19 protein-coding genes are annotated in these 18,074 nt (G+C 65.5%); 9 read left to right on the top strand and 10 right to left on the bottom strand.

What is annotated here, in order from left to right; genetic code table 11:
- Positions 1-8 precede the first annotated feature (8 nt).
- From ccoS to NMQ14_RS10675, 5 genes are all read left to right on the top strand, one after another.
- Positions 9-191, top strand: a complete 183-nt coding sequence (gene ccoS / locus NMQ14_RS10695) for a cbb3-type cytochrome oxidase assembly protein CcoS (protein WP_257096012.1) — start codon at positions 9-11, stop codon at positions 189-191.
- Between the two features lie 97 nt (positions 192-288).
- Positions 289-636, top strand: a complete 348-nt coding sequence (locus NMQ14_RS10690) for a hypothetical protein (RefSeq protein ID WP_069039604.1) — start codon at positions 289-291, stop codon at positions 634-636.
- 107 nt (positions 637-743) lie between these two features.
- Entirely contained in the window at positions 744-1,241 is a 498-nt protein-coding gene (locus NMQ14_RS10685) for a chorismate lyase (protein ID WP_257095919.1), read from the top strand.
- Positions 1,238-2,101 carry a 4-hydroxybenzoate octaprenyltransferase gene (ubiA, locus tag NMQ14_RS10680; protein ID WP_257095918.1) on the top strand — a complete coding sequence of 288 codons (864 nt, stop codon included), beginning with the start codon at positions 1,238-1,240 and terminating at the stop codon, positions 2,099-2,101. Before NMQ14_RS10685 ends, ubiA begins: the two co-directional genes overlap by 4 nt.
- A 67-nt stretch (positions 2,102-2,168) precedes the next feature.
- On the top strand, positions 2,169-3,074 hold the full coding sequence (locus NMQ14_RS10675) for an alpha/beta hydrolase (RefSeq protein ID WP_257095917.1): 906 nt from the start codon (positions 2,169-2,171) through the stop codon (positions 3,072-3,074).
- A 51-nt stretch (positions 3,075-3,125) separates the two neighbouring features.
- Here the strand turns inward: NMQ14_RS10675 and NMQ14_RS10670 are convergent, their stop codons facing one another.
- The 4 genes from NMQ14_RS10670 to NMQ14_RS10655 form a co-directional block, all read right to left on the bottom strand.
- Positions 3,126-3,854: a DNRLRE domain-containing protein gene (locus tag NMQ14_RS10670; protein ID WP_257095916.1), complete on the bottom strand. Its 729-nt coding sequence runs from the start codon at positions 3,852-3,854 to the stop codon at positions 3,126-3,128.
- A gap of 56 nt (positions 3,855-3,910) precedes the next feature.
- Positions 3,911-4,483 carry a PEPxxWA-CTERM sorting domain-containing protein gene (locus NMQ14_RS10665; RefSeq protein WP_257095915.1) on the bottom strand — a complete coding sequence of 191 codons (573 nt, stop codon included), beginning with the start codon at positions 4,481-4,483 and terminating at the stop codon, positions 3,911-3,913.
- A 66-nt stretch (positions 4,484-4,549) separates the two neighbouring features.
- Positions 4,550-6,076, bottom strand: coding sequence for a PhoX family phosphatase (locus NMQ14_RS10660; protein ID WP_257095914.1), 1,527 nt, complete (start codon positions 6,074-6,076; stop codon positions 4,550-4,552).
- A 196-nt stretch (positions 6,077-6,272) separates the two neighbouring features.
- Positions 6,273-7,676, bottom strand: coding sequence for a PLP-dependent aminotransferase family protein (locus NMQ14_RS10655; protein WP_257095913.1), 1,404 nt, complete (start codon positions 7,674-7,676; stop codon positions 6,273-6,275).
- Between the two features lie 202 nt (positions 7,677-7,878).
- Between NMQ14_RS10655 and NMQ14_RS10650 the strand changes: the two genes are divergently transcribed.
- Together NMQ14_RS10650 and NMQ14_RS10645 are read left to right on the top strand one after the other, a co-directional pair.
- Complete coding sequence (locus NMQ14_RS10650) at positions 7,879-8,274, top strand: hypothetical protein (RefSeq protein WP_257095912.1); 396 nt, start codon at positions 7,879-7,881, stop codon at positions 8,272-8,274.
- The gene (locus NMQ14_RS10645) at positions 8,249-8,446 is read left to right on the top strand and encodes a DUF1127 domain-containing protein (protein WP_257095910.1); all 198 of its coding nucleotides are present in this window, start codon (positions 8,249-8,251) and stop codon (positions 8,444-8,446) included. The genes NMQ14_RS10650 and NMQ14_RS10645 overlap by 26 nt, the downstream gene beginning before the upstream one ends.
- Before the next feature lie 34 nt (positions 8,447-8,480).
- Here the strand turns inward: NMQ14_RS10645 and NMQ14_RS10640 are convergent, their stop codons facing one another.
- A complete protein-coding gene (locus NMQ14_RS10640; RefSeq protein ID WP_257095908.1) occupies positions 8,481-9,422 on the bottom strand; it encodes a histone deacetylase in 942 nt (313 codons plus the stop codon).
- 168 nt (positions 9,423-9,590) lie between these two features.
- On the opposite strand from NMQ14_RS10640, the gene ubiD reads away from it, so the two are divergent.
- Both ubiD and NMQ14_RS10630 read left to right on the top strand, forming a co-directional pair.
- Entirely contained in the window at positions 9,591-11,084 is a 1,494-nt protein-coding gene (gene ubiD, locus NMQ14_RS10635) for a 4-hydroxy-3-polyprenylbenzoate decarboxylase (protein WP_257095906.1), read from the top strand.
- A gap of 37 nt (positions 11,085-11,121) precedes the next feature.
- Positions 11,122-11,877: a molybdopterin-binding protein gene (locus NMQ14_RS10630; RefSeq protein WP_257095904.1), complete on the top strand. Its 756-nt coding sequence runs from the start codon at positions 11,122-11,124 to the stop codon at positions 11,875-11,877.
- 333 nt (positions 11,878-12,210) lie between these two features.
- Here the strand turns inward: NMQ14_RS10630 and NMQ14_RS10625 are convergent, their stop codons facing one another.
- The 5 genes from NMQ14_RS10625 to argH all read right to left on the bottom strand — a co-directional run bounded on the left by NMQ14_RS10625 (position 12,211) and on the right by argH (position 18,043).
- Positions 12,211-12,774 carry a phasin family protein gene (locus NMQ14_RS10625; RefSeq protein WP_069040689.1) on the bottom strand — a complete coding sequence of 188 codons (564 nt, stop codon included), beginning with the start codon at positions 12,772-12,774 and terminating at the stop codon, positions 12,211-12,213.
- A 292-nt stretch (positions 12,775-13,066) separates the two neighbouring features.
- Positions 13,067-13,939, bottom strand: coding sequence for a fructosamine kinase family protein (locus tag NMQ14_RS10620; RefSeq protein ID WP_257095902.1), 873 nt, complete (start codon positions 13,937-13,939; stop codon positions 13,067-13,069).
- Between the two features lie 11 nt (positions 13,940-13,950).
- Positions 13,951-15,273: a serine/threonine-protein kinase gene (locus tag NMQ14_RS10615; RefSeq protein WP_257095900.1), complete on the bottom strand. Its 1,323-nt coding sequence runs from the start codon at positions 15,271-15,273 to the stop codon at positions 13,951-13,953.
- A 3-nt stretch (positions 15,274-15,276) separates the two neighbouring features.
- Positions 15,277-16,587 (bottom strand): serine/threonine-protein kinase, encoded by a 1,311-nt coding sequence (locus NMQ14_RS10610; RefSeq protein ID WP_257095897.1) that lies wholly within the window; start codon positions 16,585-16,587, stop codon positions 15,277-15,279.
- A gap of 52 nt (positions 16,588-16,639) precedes the next feature.
- The gene (gene argH / locus NMQ14_RS10605; protein WP_257095895.1) at positions 16,640-18,043 is read right to left on the bottom strand and encodes an argininosuccinate lyase; all 1,404 of its coding nucleotides are present in this window, start codon (positions 18,041-18,043) and stop codon (positions 16,640-16,642) included.
- Positions 18,044-18,074: the final 31 nt, after the last annotated feature.

Raw genomic sequence — 18,074 nt, 5'->3', positions numbered from 1 at the left:
GCTGGCTGATGGACATCCTGTGGCTGCTGGTGCCGCTGTCGGTGCTGATCGCGCTCGGCATCGGCATCGTATTCGTCTGGTCGGCACGCAGCGGTCAGTTCGACGATCTCGAAGGGCCGGCTCACCGCATGATGATGGACGACGACCGCGCCCCGCTGAAAGCGCCCGAGCGCGACAGCACGGATCCCTGATATCGAATCGCGGCCCGCATCCGTGATCCGCATCGCTGGAACGAATGCGCGTCCGGGATAGACTCAAGGCTGTGACGTCTGCCAGAGGAGAACGGGAATGACGAGTTGCACCGAACACGCGCACCACGATCACCAGCATGGCCCGAACTGCGGTCATCGTGCGGTCAGCCACGACGGCCACGTCGATTACCTGCACGACGGTCACCTGCACCACGTGCATGGCGACCACGTCGACGAACACGTCGTGGCGGTCAGTGCGACCAACCCGGCGGCCTGCACACCGCAGCATCAGTGCGCCGCCCACGCGGCCGATCATGTGCATGGACCGGGCTGCGGGCACGATGCCGTGCCGCATGGCGATCATGTCGACTATCTGGTCGATGGCCACCTGCATCATCCGCACGGTACGCATTGCGACGACCACGGGCCGCTCAAGGCGGCCTGATGCGCAGTCTGACCTGCGCGCGGCTATCATGCGCGCAGGTCAAGTTTTGCGTCCGTTCCATGTCCCTTCATCAAGCTGGCGCTGCATGGCACGCGCCGGCGTTGTTCATGCCGTCCGCCCTGCGCGGCTGGCTCACCGATCCGCACTCGCTCACGTCGCGCATCCGCGCGCGCTGCCGCGTCTTTTCGGTGCGGCCGCTGCGCCAGTGCGCCGCGCGTGGCGAGCGCGACGAAGCGCCGCTGCTCGGCGTGGCACCGGCGCGCCGGGTGCGCGTGCGCGACGTGCTGCTGTACGCCGACGGCGTGCCGGTGGTGTTCGCGCACAGCGTGGTGCGTCTGCATGACGTGACCGGTGCCTGGCACATGTTCGCCGGTGTCGGCGTGCGGCCCCTGGGAGAACTGCTGTTCGCCGACGCGCGCATCGCGCGTTCGCCGCTGTCGGTGCGCCGGCTCGATGACCGTCACCCGCTGTACCGGCGTGTTCGCGCGGCCGGCATCGTGACCGATGCACCGCTGTGGGCGCGCCGTTCGTTGTTCCTGCGGGCCGGCCGGCCGCTGCTGGTGACCGAGGTGTTCCTGCCGGCAATCGCGGAGCTTGCGCCATGAATCTGCTGGCACGGCTCAATGCCTGGGAACGCCTGATGCGGCTCGACAAGCCGATCGGCATCCTGCTGCTCGCCTGGCCCACATTGTGGGCGCTGTGGGTCAGCGGCGGCGGCAAGCCGTCGCCCTTCATCGTCTGGATATTCATGCTGGGCACCGTGCTGATGCGCAGCGCCGGCTGCGTCATCAACGACTTCGCCGACCGCAACTTCGACGGTCATGTCGAGCGCACGCGCAAGCGGCCCCTGGTGACCGGCGAGGTCGGTACCCGCGAGGCGCTGCTGCTGGCGGCCGGACTTGCGCTGTTTGCCTTCATCCTCATCCTGCCGCTGCACCGGCTGGTCATCCTGCTGTCGTTCGCGGCGCTGTTCCTCGCCGCGAGCTATCCCTTCACCAAGCGTTTCTTCGCCATTCCGCAAGCCTGGCTGGGAGTGGCGTTCGGTTTCGGCATCCCGATGGCCTATGCGGCGCAGCTGTACACCGTGCCGAACGAAGCCTGGCTGCTGCTTGCCGCCAATGTGTTCTGGGCCATCGCCTACGACACCGAGTACGCCATGGTCGACCGCGATGACGACCTGAAGATCGGTATCCGCACCTCGGCCATTACCTTCGGCCGCTTCGACGTCGCTGCCGTGATGATCTGTTATGGCACCACGTTGTCACTGCTGGCCCTCTACGGACAACTGGAAAACCTCGGTCTGCCGTTTTACGTCGGCCTGCTGGTCGCAGCCGGCATCGCCACCTACCACTACACGCTGATCCGCGAGCGCGACCGCGCACGCTGCTTCCGCGCCTTCCTGCACAACAACTGGCTGGGTGCGGCCGTGTTCGCCGGCATCGTGGCCGACTACGCGCTGCGCTGATGCCTGGCGTAAGTCCGGCTGCCGGCCGGCGTTTACCCGGCATCGACATCCAGCGTGGGAGTGCGGCATGAAACTGATCGGAGCATTGATTCTGGCGCTCGGTGCCTTGTTCATTGCGTTCGACAGCGAAGCCGGTGTGCTGCGCGAGCGGCTGGCCGAGCGTGCGGAACAGCGGCGTGCGACGTCCGGAACGCCGGCGACGTTGCCGGCCGGAACGAAGGTGCAACGCAATGTGGCCTACGGCGATCACGCCGACCAGCGCATGGATATATACAGCCCTGCCGATGCCCATGAGGCGCCGATCCTGTTTCTTGTGCACGGCGGGGGCTGGCGCCGCGGCGACAAGGCGCACGGCCGCGTGATCGACAACAAGCTGGCGCACTGGCTGCCGACAGGCGTGATTGTCGTGTCGATCAACTACCGCATGCTGCCCGATGCCGATGTGCTGACGCAGCGCGATGACGTGGTCGCTGCGCTGGCAGCCGTGCAAGCGCGCGCGCACGAGTGGGGCGGTGACGCGTCGCGCGTCGTGCTGATGGGTCATTCGGCCGGCGCCCATCTGGTGGCGCTGGTCGCGGCGGCTCCGCGCGATGCGCGTGTCAGCAGGCCCTGGCTTGGCAGCGTGCTGCTGGACAGCGGCGCGCTCGATGTCGAACGCCTGATGGGCGAGCGCCATCACAGCCTGTTCGACGAAGCCTTCGGCAAGGACCCGGCGTTTTGGGCCGCAGCCTCGCCGGTGCGTCAGCTTTCTGCACCCGGCGCGCCCTGGCTGGCAGTCTGTTCGAGCCAGCGCAAGCAGGCCTGTGATCAGGTGAAGGCTTTCGCGCAGCGCGTGCGCGAAACCGGTGGTCGCATCGAAGAACTGCCGCTGGCAAAGTCGCACGGTGCCATCAATGAAGAACTCGGACTGCCTGGTGCCTACACCGCGCGGGTGGACAACTTTTTGCGCGAGGTCGGATTGCTCGCCAGATGAAAAAGGGGCTGCCGGCAGTATGCCGGCAGCCCCTTCTATCTAATGACGTGCTCAGCCGCGACGGCGGGCGGCGAAGCCGATCAGGCCGAGACCGGCAAGCAGCATCGCATAGGTTTCGGGTTCCGGAACCGGCGCGATCTCGACCGACAGCAGCGGGCGGAGGCTGGTGACGCTGTACTCCGACGTATCGAAATCGATGCCGTTGGTGCCGCTCGTGAACGGCAGCAGAGCCCAGCCATAACCTGGCAGATTGCCTGCAGCCATGCCCTGCAGCGTTGCGGTGACATCGATCACCAACACGCCGTTGGCGACGTTCTCGGCGCCATTGTTGGCACCGATGCTGAACAGCGACGCGACGGAAGCTTCCACGCCGTCGGCCTGCACACCACCGCCGAAACTGTTCCAGGTCGCGCTGCCCTGGGCCCAGTCGGTCAGCATGTCGTGCACGGTGAAACCGCTGCCCGGGTTGAATACATTGAGCGTCAATGTAGCCGATACGACCGTGAAGCCACTGCCGATCTGGCTGATACCGTTGCCGAACAGGCCGTCGAAGCGGATCAGGCCGTGGTTGGGCTGCAGGCCGGGGCTGCCATCGTCACCATCGACGCTGATGTCCGATTCGCTGCCGTAGTTGGCGCTCGGCGCTGCGCTGCGGATCACCGTGTCCTGCGTGCCGCTGTAGCCGCCGATGCCCTGCTGGAAGGTGAGTGTCGTGCCCGCCGCAAAGGCAGGCGATGCGAAGGCAGCCGAAAGGGCCAGTGCGATCAGAGTGGATTTCATGAGGTTCTCCGTTGGTTAGTGCGCGGGAAGGCGCATGGTCATGCAACTATGGGTAATCAGGCCTTGCGGCGACGAGCGGCGGCGCCGATCAGGCCGAGACCGGCCAGCAGCATCGCGTAGGTTTCCGGTTCCGGAACCGCGGCGGTGATGCTCAGCAGATCGCCCGAACGCAGCGCATTGGAATTGATCGTCCAGTCGATGCGGCCCGGCTCGCCGGTCGGGTTGCCGACGAAGACGTCGAGGTATTCCGAACCCGGGAAGCTGATCGACGCGACATTGCCTTCGCCATTCAGGCTGACGATGGCGTTGGCGTTGAAGGTGGTGACGCTGCCGACGCTGGCGAAGTTCGACATGCTCAGCGTGAACACCAGGGTGTCGATACCGGTGCCGGTGAAGTTGCGGATGACGCTGCTGAAGGTGATTGGAGAGCCGTTGTCGTCGGCGTCGACTTCATAGTTCAGCGTGACCGGCGCGAGGTTGGCGAAGTCGATGTCGAATGAAATGAGGCCGGCGCCGCTGAAGTCGGTGACGACGGTTCCGCCGGTGGTTACGGCGTTCTGGAAGGTGGCGGCCTGTGCCGGGATGGCAGCGAGGGCAAGCAGGGCGTACGAGGCGAGCAGTTTCTTCATGGTGGTGAGTCCTTTCGGTATGCAGGCTGCGATGCGCCGCCTGCGATGGCTGGCTACGAAGATGAGTTACAGATTGCCCTTGGCCCACGGACCGGTGATGGCGAACGTGATACCCGGGGTGTAGTTGTTGACGAACAGGATGCGGCCGGTCGGATCGAAGCAGGCGCCCGCGAATTCCGAACCCAGCTGGTTGCCCGTCCCGCCGAGCAGGGTCTTGCCGGCCGCGGCGTACTGCGCGGCCGTAAAGCTCACATTGCTCTTTGCGAACATGTACGGCTGACCGTCGTTGCCCAGTCCGAACAGGCGCAGGCCGTTGCCCAGTTCATCCGAGCTGGTGCCGCCGTCCTCGCAGCACAGCAGACCGCCGCGCGGGCTGACAGTGATGTTGTCCAGATTGTTGCCGGCCCGCTGGTTCGAGCTCACGTAGATGGCCTTGACGTGCTGCGTGGCCAGCGTCAGTTCCCATACGCAACCTTCGCCACCGGCCGAGGTATCGACGATGTAGATCTTGCCGGCGTGATACCAGATGCCTTCGCCGCGCAGCATGCGTGCGCAGCCAGCCGCCCAGGCCTGGGCGAACGGGCCGCTGACGTTGCGGTTCTGGCCCAGCACGTTGACCGAGGTCGGTGCAGCATCCGGATCGGCGATTTCGACCCATTCCAGCACGTACTCATCGCCGACGCAGGGCGAGGTGAAGCCGGTCTGGTTCACTTCCTCGACCATGGCGTAGCTTGAGCGGACGATCTGCTTGATGCGGGCGGCGTACAGCTTGCCGCCGTCGGCGTAGGTGTTTTCGCCGCCTGCATCGTTGTCGGGTACGAAGCGGTAGAGTGCGGAGACCGGGCTCGCGTCCTCGGTTTCGTAGGCGTGATTGGTGGTCGGATCGACAGCGACCGCTTCATGGCGGAAGCGTCCCATGTCGACGATCGGCCGGGCGGTGGTGTCGTCCGGATCCGCGCACACTTCGAACACATATCCGTGCTTCTTGCCGCCGACGCTGGTGCGGTCGGTGGTGTTCTCTTCGCAGGTGAGCCAGGTTTCCCACGGGGTTACGCCACCGGCACAGTTGGTCATGGTGCCGCCGAGGCTGGGGCGGATTTCGACAAGGTTGCCATCGCGAACGATGAGGGTGGTGGTGCCGCCGGCCGGCTTGTTGCCGGTGCCGTCCTTGTCGTAGGTCGGTGCATTGACCAGACGCGGCGCCGACGAAGTACCGAGTTCGTGGTTGCGGATCAGGGTCAGTTCGGTGCTGCGGCCGACGCGGCGACTGCGCACGACGGCCATGCCGTCATGGGCGTTCGGGCTCAGCCTGCCGTCGGTCATCACGTCGTCGCGCCAGCCCATGGACTTGTAGCTGAAGCCCGGCGGCAGCATCAACAGCGGCAGGCCGGTGGTCTGGTCGGCAACCGGGGCCACGATGCCGTAGGGGCTGGCAACCATCGTTGCGAGGCGGGTACAGGTCTGAGCTTCGGCGTTGCGTGCAGCCATCATGCCGAAGGTGGTGACGAAGGGTGCAGCGGCCAGCGAGGCCGAACCTTTAAGGATGTTTCGGCGGGTCGTATTGACCGGCGTCTTGGATGAGTTGTCGTTCATGCAGGATCTCCATGGGTGATCGTGATACGCGCTGCAGATGCAGACGTGCCATGGCTACGCGGGACCTGTCGGCGTCCGGCAATCGCACACTACGATGCGTGAGACCCGTGAATGAATCGTGACCTCAGAATGAAGCCTTGTGGTAACCGAGAATCATAAAGGTGGTCCGAATGGCGCATTGCGCGCCGCGAAGGAATCAGTCCGCGGCGAGACGGCCAAGCGTCGCCAGCGCGGCGTCGACGCGTGCGTCCCAGTGCACGGCGCACATGAGGCGCACGCAGTTGCGGTACTTGCTCTGCGGCGAGAACATCGGCCCGGGCGAAATGCTGATGCCGGCCGCCAGCGCCTGCGACTGAAGCTGCAGCGCATCGACGTGTTCCGGCAGTTCCAGCCACAGGATGAAGCCGCCGGCCGGTCGCGTGCAGCGGGTGCCCGCCGGGAAGTGGCGAGCGATGGCGGTCTGCATGCGCGCCATCTGTTCCGCGTACTGGCGCCGCACGCGTGCCAGGTGGCGCTCCCAGCGGCCGGTCGCGAGATAGTCGGCCAGTGCGCGTTGCGGCAGCAGGGCGGTGGCCATCGTGCTGCCGTACTTCAGCTGTTCGACCTCGCGTCGCCAGCGGCCGGCGACGATCCAGCCGATGCGCAGCCCGGGCGCGATGGTTTTCGAGAACGATGAACACAGCAGCACCAGACCGTGACGGTCCCAGGCCTTCGCGACGCGCGGCCGTTCGCCGTCGTGCGCCAGTTCGCCATAGATGTCGTCCTCGATCAGCGCGATGCCACGCGCCGACAGCATCTGCACGAGGCGCCGCTTGTGCGCATCCGGCATCGATGCGCCACTCGGATTGCTGAAGCTGGTGCACGCCAGGCAGGCCTTGACCCGCCAGCGTTCAAGCGCCAGTTCAAGCGCGTCCGGGCTGATGCCGGTCTGGGGGTCGGTCGGGATTTCGAGCGCCTTCAGGCCGAGCGATTCGATCAGTTGCAGCGTGCCGAAGAAGGCTGGCGATTCGATGGCCACGATGTCGCCCGGCTGTGTGGTCGCACGCAGTGCGAGCGTCAGCGCTTCCTGGCAGCCGGTGGTGATGACGATGTCGTCCGGGTGGATCTGACAGCCCGATTCCACCGCGCGCCGCGCGATCTGCACACGCAAGGCCTCTTCGCCGACGAATTCGCCGTAGCGCGCGCTGCCTGCATCGTCATGACGCAGGGCGCGCGCGAGACTGGCGCGTACGTCCTTCACCGGCAGGAAGTCGGCATGCGGAATGGCGGTGCTGAACACCAGCAGGTCGTCGCGGTGCGAGGCGCGCATCAGCTGCGCGACGCGCTCCGACATCGTGACCTCGCCCGGCGCTTCGTCGTCGCAGGTCTGGTGGGCGCGCGGCGGCAGCGCCTCGGGCGTGCGCGCAAAGAAGCCCGACTGTGGCCGTGCCTCCAGCCAGCCCTGTGCCTCCAGCCTGCGATACGCCGAAATGCAGGTCGCGATGCTCAACTGCTGCTGCTGCGCGATGCGCCGCACCGACGGCAGGCGCTGCCCGGGCGGATAGACGCCGGCCCGGATGTCGGCGCGCAGCCGGTCGGCGAGTGCTTCGTAGCGATTCATGCGCGGCTCCCGTTAAACCTGCCCCACTGTACTGCCCGTCACGCAGTGCTGATCGATACAGTTGCCGGGGCGATGCATGGGTACAGCTTCGGTTGAGCTGAAACTGTACCGGTTCAAACTGACCCCGGTGTATCTGTATCGATAAGCGTCGAGCAGGGATGATGGCGTCGGGAAACACGACATATGCCTCTGGAGAACCGTCATGCCGATGATTACGCTGCAGCTGTCCCGCCCGCTCGACGCCGACACGCGCCTTGCGGTGACCCGCGCGGTGACCGACCTGACGGCAGAAATCCTGGGCAAGAAGCGCGAGCTGACGGCACTGGCGTTGTCGCATGTCGAACACTGGTCGGTCGGCGCGGAAGGCGTCGGCGGATCACTGACAGCCTTCCACCTGGACGTGCGGGTGACCGCCGGCACCAACACCCGGACGGAAAAGTCCGCTTATATATATGCAGTCTGGCAGTCGCTCGACGAGTTGCTCGGTCCGCTGCATCCGGCGAGCTACATCGTCGTGACCGACATCGCAGCCGACAGCTGGGGGTATTCCGGCGAAACCCAGGAGTTGCGCCATGTCCGCGCGCGGCTGGCTGGGTAGGCTGGGGCAGCGGCTGTACGAAGTGCGCAGGCGCGCCCGGGCCAAAGCCGAACTGCGCGCCATGAACGATCTTGAATTGCGCGATCTCGGGCTCGGTCGGTCCGACGTACCGTCGGTGCTGGCCGGCTGCTTCGAACGGGAAGATCGCGATGACACAAGACGTGCGCACTGACCCCGGACGGCGGGGCCGTCGGATGCTGTGGCGGTCACGCCAGGTCTTTGGGCCCTGTGTGCTGCCCGAAGGCCTGACGCACAGTCGAAAAGTGGATGTCCACGATGTCGTCGATGTCTTCCGCATAGCCGCCCGCCATTGCAATGGCCAGCGGCAGGTCGCGGAAGCGGCACCAGTCGAACACCCGCGTGTCGCGCGCGGCCAGCCCGGTCTTGCTGAGCTTGAGCCGGCCGAGCCGGTCGCCCTCGAACGGGTCGGCGCCGGCCAGGTAGATGACGAACTGCGGCGCAAAACGGCGTTCGAGCGTGGCCAGTGCGTCGTCGAGCGCGGCAAGATAGGCCTCGTCGCCGGTGCCGTCGGGCAGTGAAACGTCGAGATGGCTGCATTCCTTGCGGAACGGGAAGTTGCGGTCTCCGTGCAGCGACAGCGTGAACACATCCTCAGCCTGGCCGAGAATCTCCGCCGTGCCGTCGCCCTGATGCACGTCGAGGTCGACGATGGCCACGCGCTCGATGCCGTGCTCCGCCTGCAGCAGCCGGGCGGCGACTGCGGCATCGTTGAACACGCAGTAGCCGGCGCCGCTGGCGTGCTTGGCATGGTGCGTACCGCCGGCCAGATTCACCGACACACCGTCGCGCAGCGCGCTCCTGCAGGCGGCGATGGTGGCGCCGGCGGAGCGGCGCGAACGTTCGATCATCTGCGGCGACCACGGAAAACCGATCATGCGCACTTCCTGCGTCGTCAGGTCGCCGCGGCTGACGCGCGCCACATAGGCTGCGTCGTGCGCACGCACCAGTTCGGCGTCGGTCGCCGCCGGCGGCTCGCGGAGCGTCACGCTCGGGAGCTCGGCAGCGACGCGTTCGCGCAGGCGACGGTATTTGTCCATCGGGAAGCGATGGGTGTCGGGCAGCGGCAGGACGAAGTGATCGGCGTACCAGGCGAGCATGTCGGGTGTGGGAGCAGGGCGGTCGCGCATTCTGACAGTGGGCCGCACACGACGGTTGCGACAGCTGTACCGGAACATGGGCGGTGCGTCGGTGTCTGTCGGCGCACCCGGGGTACGGCGCCGTCACTTATCGCTTACCATCGGTCGCGCCCTGTGCGGGATGCAACAGGGCGCGAAGCACTGGAGCCGCACCACGACATGAAATACACGGATTTGCGCGACTTCATCGCGCAGCTCGAAAAGAACGGCGAACTGAAGCGCGTCGCGCGCCCGGTGTCGCCCAATCTGGAAATGACCGAAATCTGCGACCGCGTGCTGCGCGCGCAGGGCCCGGCCATCCTGTTCGAGAACGCCGCCGGCTTCGACATGCCGGTACTGGGAAACCTGTTCGGCACGCCGGGCCGGGTGGCGCTCGGCATGGGCGTCAGCGGCGAGAAGTGGGCCGAGGCGCTGCGCGACATCGGTCGCACGCTGTCGATGCTCAAGGAACCCGAACCGCCCAAGGGCCTGCGTGACGCGTGGGACAAGCTGCCGATGATCCGGCAGGTGTTTTCCATGGCGCCGAAGAAGGTGTCGTCGGCCGCCTGTCAGGAAGTGGTGTGGGACGGAAAGGATGTCGACCTCGGCCGCCTGCCGGTGCAGACCTGCTGGCCGGATGACGCCGGGCCGCTGATCACCTGGGGCCTGGTCGTGACGCGCGGGCCGGACAAGAAGCGGCAGAACCTCGGCATCTATCGCCAGCAGGTGATCGCGCCGGACAAGGTGATCATGCGCTGGCTGGCCCACCGCGGCGGCGCGCTCGATTTCCGCGACCATGCGCGCAAATTCCCGGGCACGCCGTTTCCGCTGTCGGTGGTGCTCGGCTGCGATCCGGCGACCATACTGGGTGCGGTGACGCCGGTCCCCGATACGCTGTCCGAATACCAGTTCGCCGGCCTGCTGCGCGGCAGCCGGACTGAACTGGTGAAATGCCTAGGCAACGATCTCGATGTGCCGGCCAGCGCCGAAATCGTGCTCGAAGGCGAATTGCGCCCAGATGCGAACCACCCGTCCGGCTACGAACACGCGCCGGAAGGTCCGTTCGGCGACCACACAGGCTACTACAACGAAGTGGCCGAGTTTCCGGTGTTCACGATCACGCGCATTACGATGCGCAGGAATCCCATCTACCACTCGACTTACACCGGCAAGCCGCCGGATGAACCGGCCATGCTGGGCGTGGCGCTGAACGAGGTCTTCGTGCCGCTGCTGCAGAAGCAGTTTCCGGAAATCACCGATTTCTATCTGCCGCCGGAAGGCTGCTCGTACCGTCTGGCCGTGGTGTCCATGCGCAAGCAGTACCCCGGTCACGCCAAGCGCGTCATGTTCGGCGTGTGGAGTTTCCTGCGCCAGTTCATGTACACCAAGACCATCATCGTGGTGGACGAGGACGTGGACATCCGCAGCTGGCAGGAGGTGATCTGGGCGATGACCACGCGCATGGACGCACGGCGCGATACGGTCATCGTCGACAACACGCCGATCGACTACCTTGATTTCGCGAGTCCGGTTGCCGGTCTCGGCTCCAAGATGGGGCTGGATGCGACGAACAAGTGGCCGGGCGAAACCACGCGCGAATGGGGGCGAACGATCGCGATGGACGCTGACGTGAAACGCCGGGTCGACGCGATGTGGTCCGAGCTGGGGCTTTGAGTTCTCTGCCGCGGTCAAACAACAAGAGGAATGCATCATGGCCATCGGCCTTTACATCATCGGCGACGAAATCCTGTCCGGGCGTCGTCAGGACGGTCACTTCGCCAAGGTCCGTGCGCTGCTCGGCGAACGCGGTCTGCAACTGGCCTGGGTGAGCTATCTGGGGGATGAGCGCGAACGGCTGATCGAGGCTTTTCGCCGCTCGCTGGCCAGCGACGACATCGTGTTCTCCTGCGGCGGCATCGGCGTCACGCCGGACGACCACACGCGACAGGCCGCGGCCGCGGCGCTGGGTGTCGACTGTGTGCTGCATCCGGAAGCCGAAGCGGAAATCCGCGCCCGCTTCGGCGCCGAAACGACGGAGAACCGCCTGCGGCTGGGCGAATTCCCGGCCGGCTGCGCCATCATCCCGAATCCGTTCAACCGCATTCCGGGTTTCAGCTGCGGTCATCACCACTTCGTGCCCGGGTTCCCGGAAATGGCTTGGCCGATGATCGAATGGCTGCTCGACCACGCATATCGCGACCTGCATCACAGGACAGCCTGGCGCGAATCGTCGGTGTTCGTAACCGACGCGCACGAAAGCAGGCTGCTCGACATGATGGAAGCGATCGAGCGCGAGCACGGCGTGACGGTATTCAGCCTGCCCAGCTTCGGCAATGCCGAACGCGCCTATCCGCACATCGAACTGGGTGCCAAGGGTGAACCCGCAAAGGTCGCCGCAGCGATGGCGGCCATGCGCCACGAACTGATGCTGCGCGGGCTGGCCGTGCAGGACGCAGCCGACCGCTGACGGCGGGGGCGGAGGTACGCGGCCGGGGCTACAGGGCGAGCCAGTACNATGGCGGCCATGCGCCACGAACTGATGCTGCGCGGGCTGGCCGTGCAGGACGCAGCCGACCGCTGACGGCGGGGGCGGAGGTACGCGGCCGGGGCTACAGGGCGAGCCAGTACTTCGGGCGGCGTACGGCGAAGTTTTTTTGTGGGAGCGGCGGCCTCGCCGCGATCAGTGCAGCGATGGTCACCTTGCAGCGTGAGGATCGCGGCGAGGCCGCTGCTCCCACGCCGATCGACAGACGAAAAAAAGCCCCGCACTCGGCGGGGCTTTTTCATTCAGCTTGAAGAATCAGGCAGCGGCCTTCTTCTTCGCGGCGGTGCTGGCCGAACCCACGGCGCGCACGGTGGCCGACGTTGCGGCATTCACATTGGCTTCAGCCATTTCCACAGCTTGCTTGGCAGCCTTGCTCATGCTGTCGTAGGCGCTGTTGGCGGCGGCGATGGCCGACTTGACGGCGGCGACGGCGACGTCCGAACCGGCCGGAGCTTGCTTGGCGGCCTGGTCGAGCGTGGTGCTGACAGCCTTGTTCACTTCACCGACCTGAGCTTCGACGACCTTGGTCAGCTCTTCCTGAGTCTGCGAGAAGATTTCATAGACGCTGCGCGAGTAGGCAACGGCCTTTTCGATCGACGGCTGCACCAGACCACTCTGCAGCGAAACGATGTCCTGAACGTCCTTCGCACCCATCATGGTCTTCACGTTGGCGACGCTGTCTTCGAGCATCGAACGGGCGGTGTTCAGGTTCAGGGCGGCGAGGCGCTCGGTGCTTGCGAAGGCGGTGTTGGCCAGCGTCAGCAGGGCTTCGATGGTGTTCTTGTTTGCAGCGGCGAAATGTTCAGTCGTGAAAGCCATGGTGTAAGTCTCCATACATTTGATTGAAAGAGCGACCACGAAGCGAACAAATCGTTAAACGCTGACGGGCCACCAAAATGCGTGCGATACACACAGGACAAGAAGCGTCTGTATTGCACCGCACCATAACGTCGATTATAGGGGTGAGCAAAACGAAGTCAAGCTGTTTTTGTTGCACTGCACACAAAATCTTTGAAGCGACTTCGGCAAAGGAATCAATGTGATGTGAACGATCGTTCGGATCAAGAGCCGCAGTATCTGCTGCGTACTCAACATACGCGGGTGTATGCTTTCAGGTCAGTTCCGACAGCAATCTTGCTGCGGTGCGCTCGGTCTCTCGCAGATACGACGTGCCATGAAGGTTGTAGTGGTTGAGCAGGTGGTACAGCCGGTACAGTCCGCGCCTCGACGGAGCATTCGGATGCAGCGGCGAACGCTGCAGGTAGGCCGCGTACATCGCGGTCGGAAAGCCGCCGAACATTTCGGCCAGCGCGAAATCGGCTTCGCGGTCACCGTAATGCACCGCCGGGTCGAACACCGTCGGGCGGCCGTCGCCATCGACGCCGGCATTGCCGTGCCAGAGGTCGCCGTGCAGCAGTGATGCCGCCGGGCGATAGTCGAGGAACAGCGCGCCGATCCGCTCGACGATGCCCTGGATGTTGCTGACGAGTGACCCGCGCAGTCCGCCTTCGACGGCCGTCGAGAGCTGCGGCAGCAGGCGCTTGCGGGCGAAGAACAGCGGCCACGATTCGGAGCTGCCGTTCTCCTGCGGGTTGTCACCCAGCCAGTTGTCGCGGTTCAGGCCGTAATGCGGCCCGTGCACAGCGTGCAGCGCGGCCAGTGCTTCGCCAAAGCGCCGGCCGTGTTCGGCATCGCGCACCGGCTGCAGATCCAGCCATTCGAGTGCGAGCCAGGCGTATGCGTCGTTGCTGCCTTGCGAACGGATGGCCGGAATCCGGAAAGTGCCGGTCTGCGCCAGCAATGTCAGGCCGTCTGCTTCCGCCGCGAACACGGCGGCCCGGTCGGCCGGCAACACCTTGACGAAGAGCGGCCCGTGGCCGGTATCGATCCGCAGCGCACGACGGGTGCGCCCGGCCGGCAGTTCGCTGACTGCGTCGAACCGGCTGCACAGCGTCGCGGCGATGTGCCGTGCAAGTGCTTGCATTGCCTCCAGCGTCACGCGCCCTGGCCCCAGCTGTCGGCGAGGCGCGCATTGGCCGACGACAGCCGGCTCGCCAGTACCTGCAGGAACACCTCGTAGAAACGCATGCGGCAGGTTTCGGACGCGCGGCGGATGCGCTCGCCGTCGATCACGAACAGCAGGCTGTCGGTATTGCTGTGCACATCGTTGGCGCGCAGCTTCTGGTCGCGCGCGACGATCGACATTTCTCCGCAGCACTCGCCGGCGGTCAGTATGGTCAGCGTGCGGCCGAACTTCGAGACCGATACGTCGCCCTCGGCAATCACATACAGGTGGTCGCCCTGTTCGCCGTCCTTCATCAGCAACGTACCGGCGGCCACCCGTTCGAGTCGCGCGAAACGCGCGACTTCCCACAGTTCGACATCGCTGAAGTCGGTGAAGAAGGACAGGGTGCGCAAAAGCCTGAAGTGCTCGGCGACGTCCGAATCTTCGTCGCGCGGCCTGAGCCGGCGGTTGCGAAAGGCCTGGGCGAGGTCATGCGTGAATTCGGCCCAGTTCGCATAGCGCAGTGCGATGTCCTTGTGCATGGCGCGCGCGACCACGGCGTCGAGCGCCGGCGGCAGGCCGGGCCGGTGCACTGACGGCGGTGGCGGCTCGACGTGGATGATCTGATATACGAGGCTGTAGTTGTTGCTGGCCTGGAATGGAAGCTCGCCGGCCAGCAGCTGGTACAGCACGACGCCCAGCGAATAGATGTCGGTCTGCTGGTTCAGCGGCATTTCGCGCACCTGCTGCGGGCTCATGTACGCCGGCGAGCCGACGCCTTCGACCTGGGTGCGCTGATTGGCGGTGAACATCGCCGCGCCGAAATCGCTCAGCTTGATGTCGCCGTCGCGCGTCAGCAGGATGTTGGCCGGTTTGATGTCGCGGTGCGTGATGCCGAGCTGGCACGCGTAGTCGAGCGCGCGCGTGCACTTGAACATCAGTTCGACGATGCGCTCGACCGGCAGCAGGAAAGGCCGCTGGGTATGCGCGTCCAGCGTACCGCCGGCGACATATTCCATGACGATCCACGCTTCGTCGTCGCCGACCACCGCATCGTGGATCGGCACGATGTGCGGATGCTGCAGCTTGTCCGCCAGCGACGCTTCGTTGATCAGCAGATTGCGGTGCATCTTGCCGCGCGTGCGGTCATTCAGCACATCGGGGTCGATGCACTTGATCGCCACTTCGCGCTGCGCGCCCGGATCCCACGCGAGCCACACGGTGCTGGTGCTGCCGCGGCCGATGATGCGCCGCAGCTGGTAGCGGCCGAGCGTGCTGCCGGGCGGGTAGTCCTTCGGGCGCACGCTGTCCATCGTTCAGACGTTGGTGAGCCGCTGGTTGGCCAGCGCCAGCCGCTCGACCAGGATGCGCAGGAAGGCACGGTCGAAGCGATGCCGGCAGGGTTCGGATGCGCGCTCGAGCGCGGCATTCGCCAGATGGATCACCACCGACTCGCACAGCGTCGATACATCAGCGCCGCGCGTGCCGTGCTCCGGCGTGAGCCAGGCCATCTCGCCGACGCACTCGCCGGCCGACAGTACGTTGAGCAGCTTGCGCGCCTTGGTCACCTTCACCTCGCCCTCGGCGAGAATGAAGAAGCCGTCGGCCGCATCGCCCTCGCGCAGCAGCATCTGACCGCCGGCCACGCGGTGCCATTCGCCCAGCCGCACCACTTCCCACAGTTCGACGTCGGTGAAGTCGCGGAAGAAGGCGAGCCGGCGCAGCGAGTTGAATTTTTCGCTGTCGGCGATCCGGTTGTCCTGTTCGCGCAGCGATTCGCCGCGGAAGGCTTCGGCCAGATCGAAGGAAAAGGCGTCCCAGGTCGGGTAGCGGTCGTCGAGCGACTTCTGCAATGCGCGCATCACGATGGCGTCCAGCGCCGGCGGCAGCTCTGGCCGCAGCGCCGATGGCGGCACCGGCTCGGCGTGCGTGATCTGGTACATCATGCTGTAGTTGTTGCTGCCCTGAAACGGCAGCTGGCCGGTCAGCAACTGGTACATCACCACGCCGAGCGAAAAGATGTCGGTCTGGTGGTTCAGCGGGTGTTCCTTGATCTGCTGCGGACTCATGTAGGCCGGCGAGCCGACGCCCGACACCTGGGTTTCGCTGGCCGAGATCGACATCGCGGCGCCGAAGTCCGACACCTTCACATTGGTGCCCGGCTGGTGGTGACCATCGTTGCGCGGCTCTTCCACGCGCATGATGTTGGCCGGCTTCAGATCGCGGTGGATGACGCCGAGCCGCCACGCAAAGTCGAGCGCACGCGTGCATTTGAAGATCATTTCGAGCACGTCGCCGATCGGCAGCAACCGGTCCGGCCGGGTGTGCGGCTCCAGTGTGCCGCCACGCACGTATTCCATGACCAGATACGCCGGATCGGCGTCGGCCACCGCGTCGTAGATCTGCACGATGTGCGGGTGGGTGAGCTTGCCCGCCAGCGAGGCCTCGGCGATGAAGAACTTCTTCTGGAAACGCTCGGACTTGCCCCCTTCGCCTTCCGCCGCACCGCGCGCGACGATCTTGATCGCCACGTCGCGGTTGCCGAACGGGTCGTGCGCGAGGAATACCTTCGAGGTCGCGCCTTCGCCGAGCAGGCGCTGGATGCGGTACTTGCCGAGCAGGTCCATGTCAGCAGCCCGCCCGGCAACTGGTAGACACGGTCCCGTGGCCGGCCATGATTCAGCCCGCCGCCAGGCGGGCGCGCGCACGCGCGATGGCGGCGCGGACCTGTTCCGGCGCCGTGCCGCCGATGTGATTGCGCGCCGACAGCGATCCTTCGACCGTCAGCACCGCATACACGGATGCGTCGACCAGCGGCGAGAACGATTTCAGCTCGTCGAGCGACAGGTCGGACACGTCGCAACCCTTCTGTTCGGCCAGACGCACCGCACGGGCCACCGCCTCGTGCGCATCGCGGAACGGCAGGCCGCGTTTGACCAGCCAGTCGGCCAGGTCGGTTGCGGTGGCGAAACCCTGACGAAGTGCGGCGCGCATCGCATCGGGCTTGACCCGGATGCCGGTCATCATGTCGGCGAAGATGGTGAGCGTGTCGCGCAGCGTGTCGGCGGTGTCGAACAGCGGTTCCTTGTCTTCCTGATTGTCCTTGTTGTAGGCCAGCGGCTGGCCCTTCATCAGCGTGAGCAGCCCGACCAGATGGCCGTTGACGCGGCCGGTCTTGCCGCGCACCAGTTCGGGCACGTCCGGGTTCTTCTTCTGCGGCATGATCGACGAGCCGGTGCAGAAGCGGTCGGCCAGATCGATGAAACCGACGCGCGGGCTCATCCAAAGGATCAGTTCTTCCGACATGCGCGACAGGTGGATCATCACCAGTGCCGCGGCCGCGCAGAACTCGATGGCGAAGTCGCGATCGCTGACCGCGTCGAGCGAATTTTCGGTCACCGCCTCGAACCCCAGCTGCTCGGCGACGAAGTGACGGTCGATCGGAAAGCTGGTGCCGGCCAGCGCGGCCGAACCCAGCGGCAGCCGGTTGGTGCGGCGGCGGCAGTCGATCAGGCGTTCGCGGTCGCGCTGCGCCATTTCGAAATAGGCCAGCAGGTGGTGGCCGAAGGTGACCGGCTGGGCCACCTGCAGGTGGGTGAAGCCGGGCATCGCGGTATCCGTGTGCTGGGCGGCCAGATCGAGCAGGGCAGACTGAAAGTCGGTCAGGCGGGCGAGGATGACGTCGATCTCGTCGCGCAACCACAGCCGGATGTCGGTCGCCACTTGGTCATTGCGGCTGCGGCCTGTGTGCAGGCGTTTGCCGGCGTCGCCGACCAGTGCGGTCAGGCGCTTCTCTATATTGAGGTGGACATCTTCGTCATCGAGATTCCAGTCGAACTGCCCGTTCTCGATTTCCGCCTCGATCTGCGTCATGCCGCGCCGGATGTCGTCCAGATCGGTCTGCGCGATGATGCCCTGACGCGCAAGCATGGCGGCGTGGGCCAGCGAGCCGCGGATGTCCTGCCGCCACATGCGGCGGTCAAAAAATACCGAAGCGGTGTAACGTTTCACCAGTTCGGACACCGGCTCTGAAAAACGGCCCGACCAGGCCTTGGTCGGCTCGGGCTGCGAAGGATGGCTCATGATGGCAACGGGTAGAAGAAACGCGCGATGA

The organism is Methyloversatilis sp. XJ19-13, from assembly GCF_024580155.1.
In the GTDB taxonomy this organism is placed as follows: domain Bacteria; phylum Pseudomonadota; class Gammaproteobacteria; order Burkholderiales; family Rhodocyclaceae; genus Methyloversatilis.
Note: the sequence above shows the minus strand (reverse complement) of the source record. Positions and strands in the feature narration are given on the sequence as shown.

What these genes read in the sequence shown, in the direction of transcription:
- ccoS (WP_257096012.1), top strand. Translation starts at nt 9, where the DNA reads ATGGACATCCTGTGGCTGCTGGTGCCGCTGTCGGTGCTGATCGCGCTC.
- NMQ14_RS10690 (WP_069039604.1), top strand. Translation starts at nt 289, where the DNA reads ATGACGAGTTGCACCGAACACGCGCACCACGATCACCAGCATGGCCCG.
- NMQ14_RS10685 (WP_257095919.1), top strand. Translation starts at nt 744, where the DNA reads ATGCCGTCCGCCCTGCGCGGCTGGCTCACCGATCCGCACTCGCTCACG.
- ubiA (WP_257095918.1), top strand. Translation starts at nt 1,238, where the DNA reads ATGAATCTGCTGGCACGGCTCAATGCCTGGGAACGCCTGATGCGGCTC.
- NMQ14_RS10675 (WP_257095917.1), top strand. Translation starts at nt 2,169, where the DNA reads ATGAAACTGATCGGAGCATTGATTCTGGCGCTCGGTGCCTTGTTCATT.
- NMQ14_RS10670 (WP_257095916.1), bottom strand. Translation starts at nt 3,854, where the DNA reads ATGAAATCCACTCTGATCGCACTGGCCCTTTCGGCTGCCTTCGCATCG.
- NMQ14_RS10665 (WP_257095915.1), bottom strand. Translation starts at nt 4,483, where the DNA reads ATGAAGAAACTGCTCGCCTCGTACGCCCTGCTTGCCCTCGCTGCCATC.
- NMQ14_RS10660 (WP_257095914.1), bottom strand. Translation starts at nt 6,076, where the DNA reads ATGAACGACAACTCATCCAAGACGCCGGTCAATACGACCCGCCGAAAC.
- NMQ14_RS10655 (WP_257095913.1), bottom strand. Translation starts at nt 7,676, where the DNA reads ATGAATCGCTACGAAGCACTCGCCGACCGGCTGCGCGCCGACATCCGG.
- NMQ14_RS10650 (WP_257095912.1), top strand. Translation starts at nt 7,879, where the DNA reads ATGCCGATGATTACGCTGCAGCTGTCCCGCCCGCTCGACGCCGACACG.
- NMQ14_RS10645 (WP_257095910.1), top strand. Translation starts at nt 8,249, where the DNA reads ATGTCCGCGCGCGGCTGGCTGGGTAGGCTGGGGCAGCGGCTGTACGAA.
- NMQ14_RS10640 (WP_257095908.1), bottom strand. Translation starts at nt 9,422, where the DNA reads ATGCGCGACCGCCCTGCTCCCACACCCGACATGCTCGCCTGGTACGCC.
- ubiD (WP_257095906.1), top strand. Translation starts at nt 9,591, where the DNA reads ATGAAATACACGGATTTGCGCGACTTCATCGCGCAGCTCGAAAAGAAC.
- NMQ14_RS10630 (WP_257095904.1), top strand. Translation starts at nt 11,122, where the DNA reads ATGGCCATCGGCCTTTACATCATCGGCGACGAAATCCTGTCCGGGCGT.
- NMQ14_RS10625 (WP_069040689.1), bottom strand. Translation starts at nt 12,774, where the DNA reads ATGGCTTTCACGACTGAACATTTCGCCGCTGCAAACAAGAACACCATC.
- NMQ14_RS10620 (WP_257095902.1), bottom strand. Translation starts at nt 13,939, where the DNA reads ATGCAAGCACTTGCACGGCACATCGCCGCGACGCTGTGCAGCCGGTTC.
- NMQ14_RS10615 (WP_257095900.1), bottom strand. Translation starts at nt 15,273, where the DNA reads ATGGACAGCGTGCGCCCGAAGGACTACCCGCCCGGCAGCACGCTCGGC.
- NMQ14_RS10610 (WP_257095897.1), bottom strand. Translation starts at nt 16,587, where the DNA reads ATGGACCTGCTCGGCAAGTACCGCATCCAGCGCCTGCTCGGCGAAGGC.
- argH (WP_257095895.1), bottom strand. Translation starts at nt 18,043, where the DNA reads ATGAGCCATCCTTCGCAGCCCGAGCCGACCAAGGCCTGGTCGGGCCGT.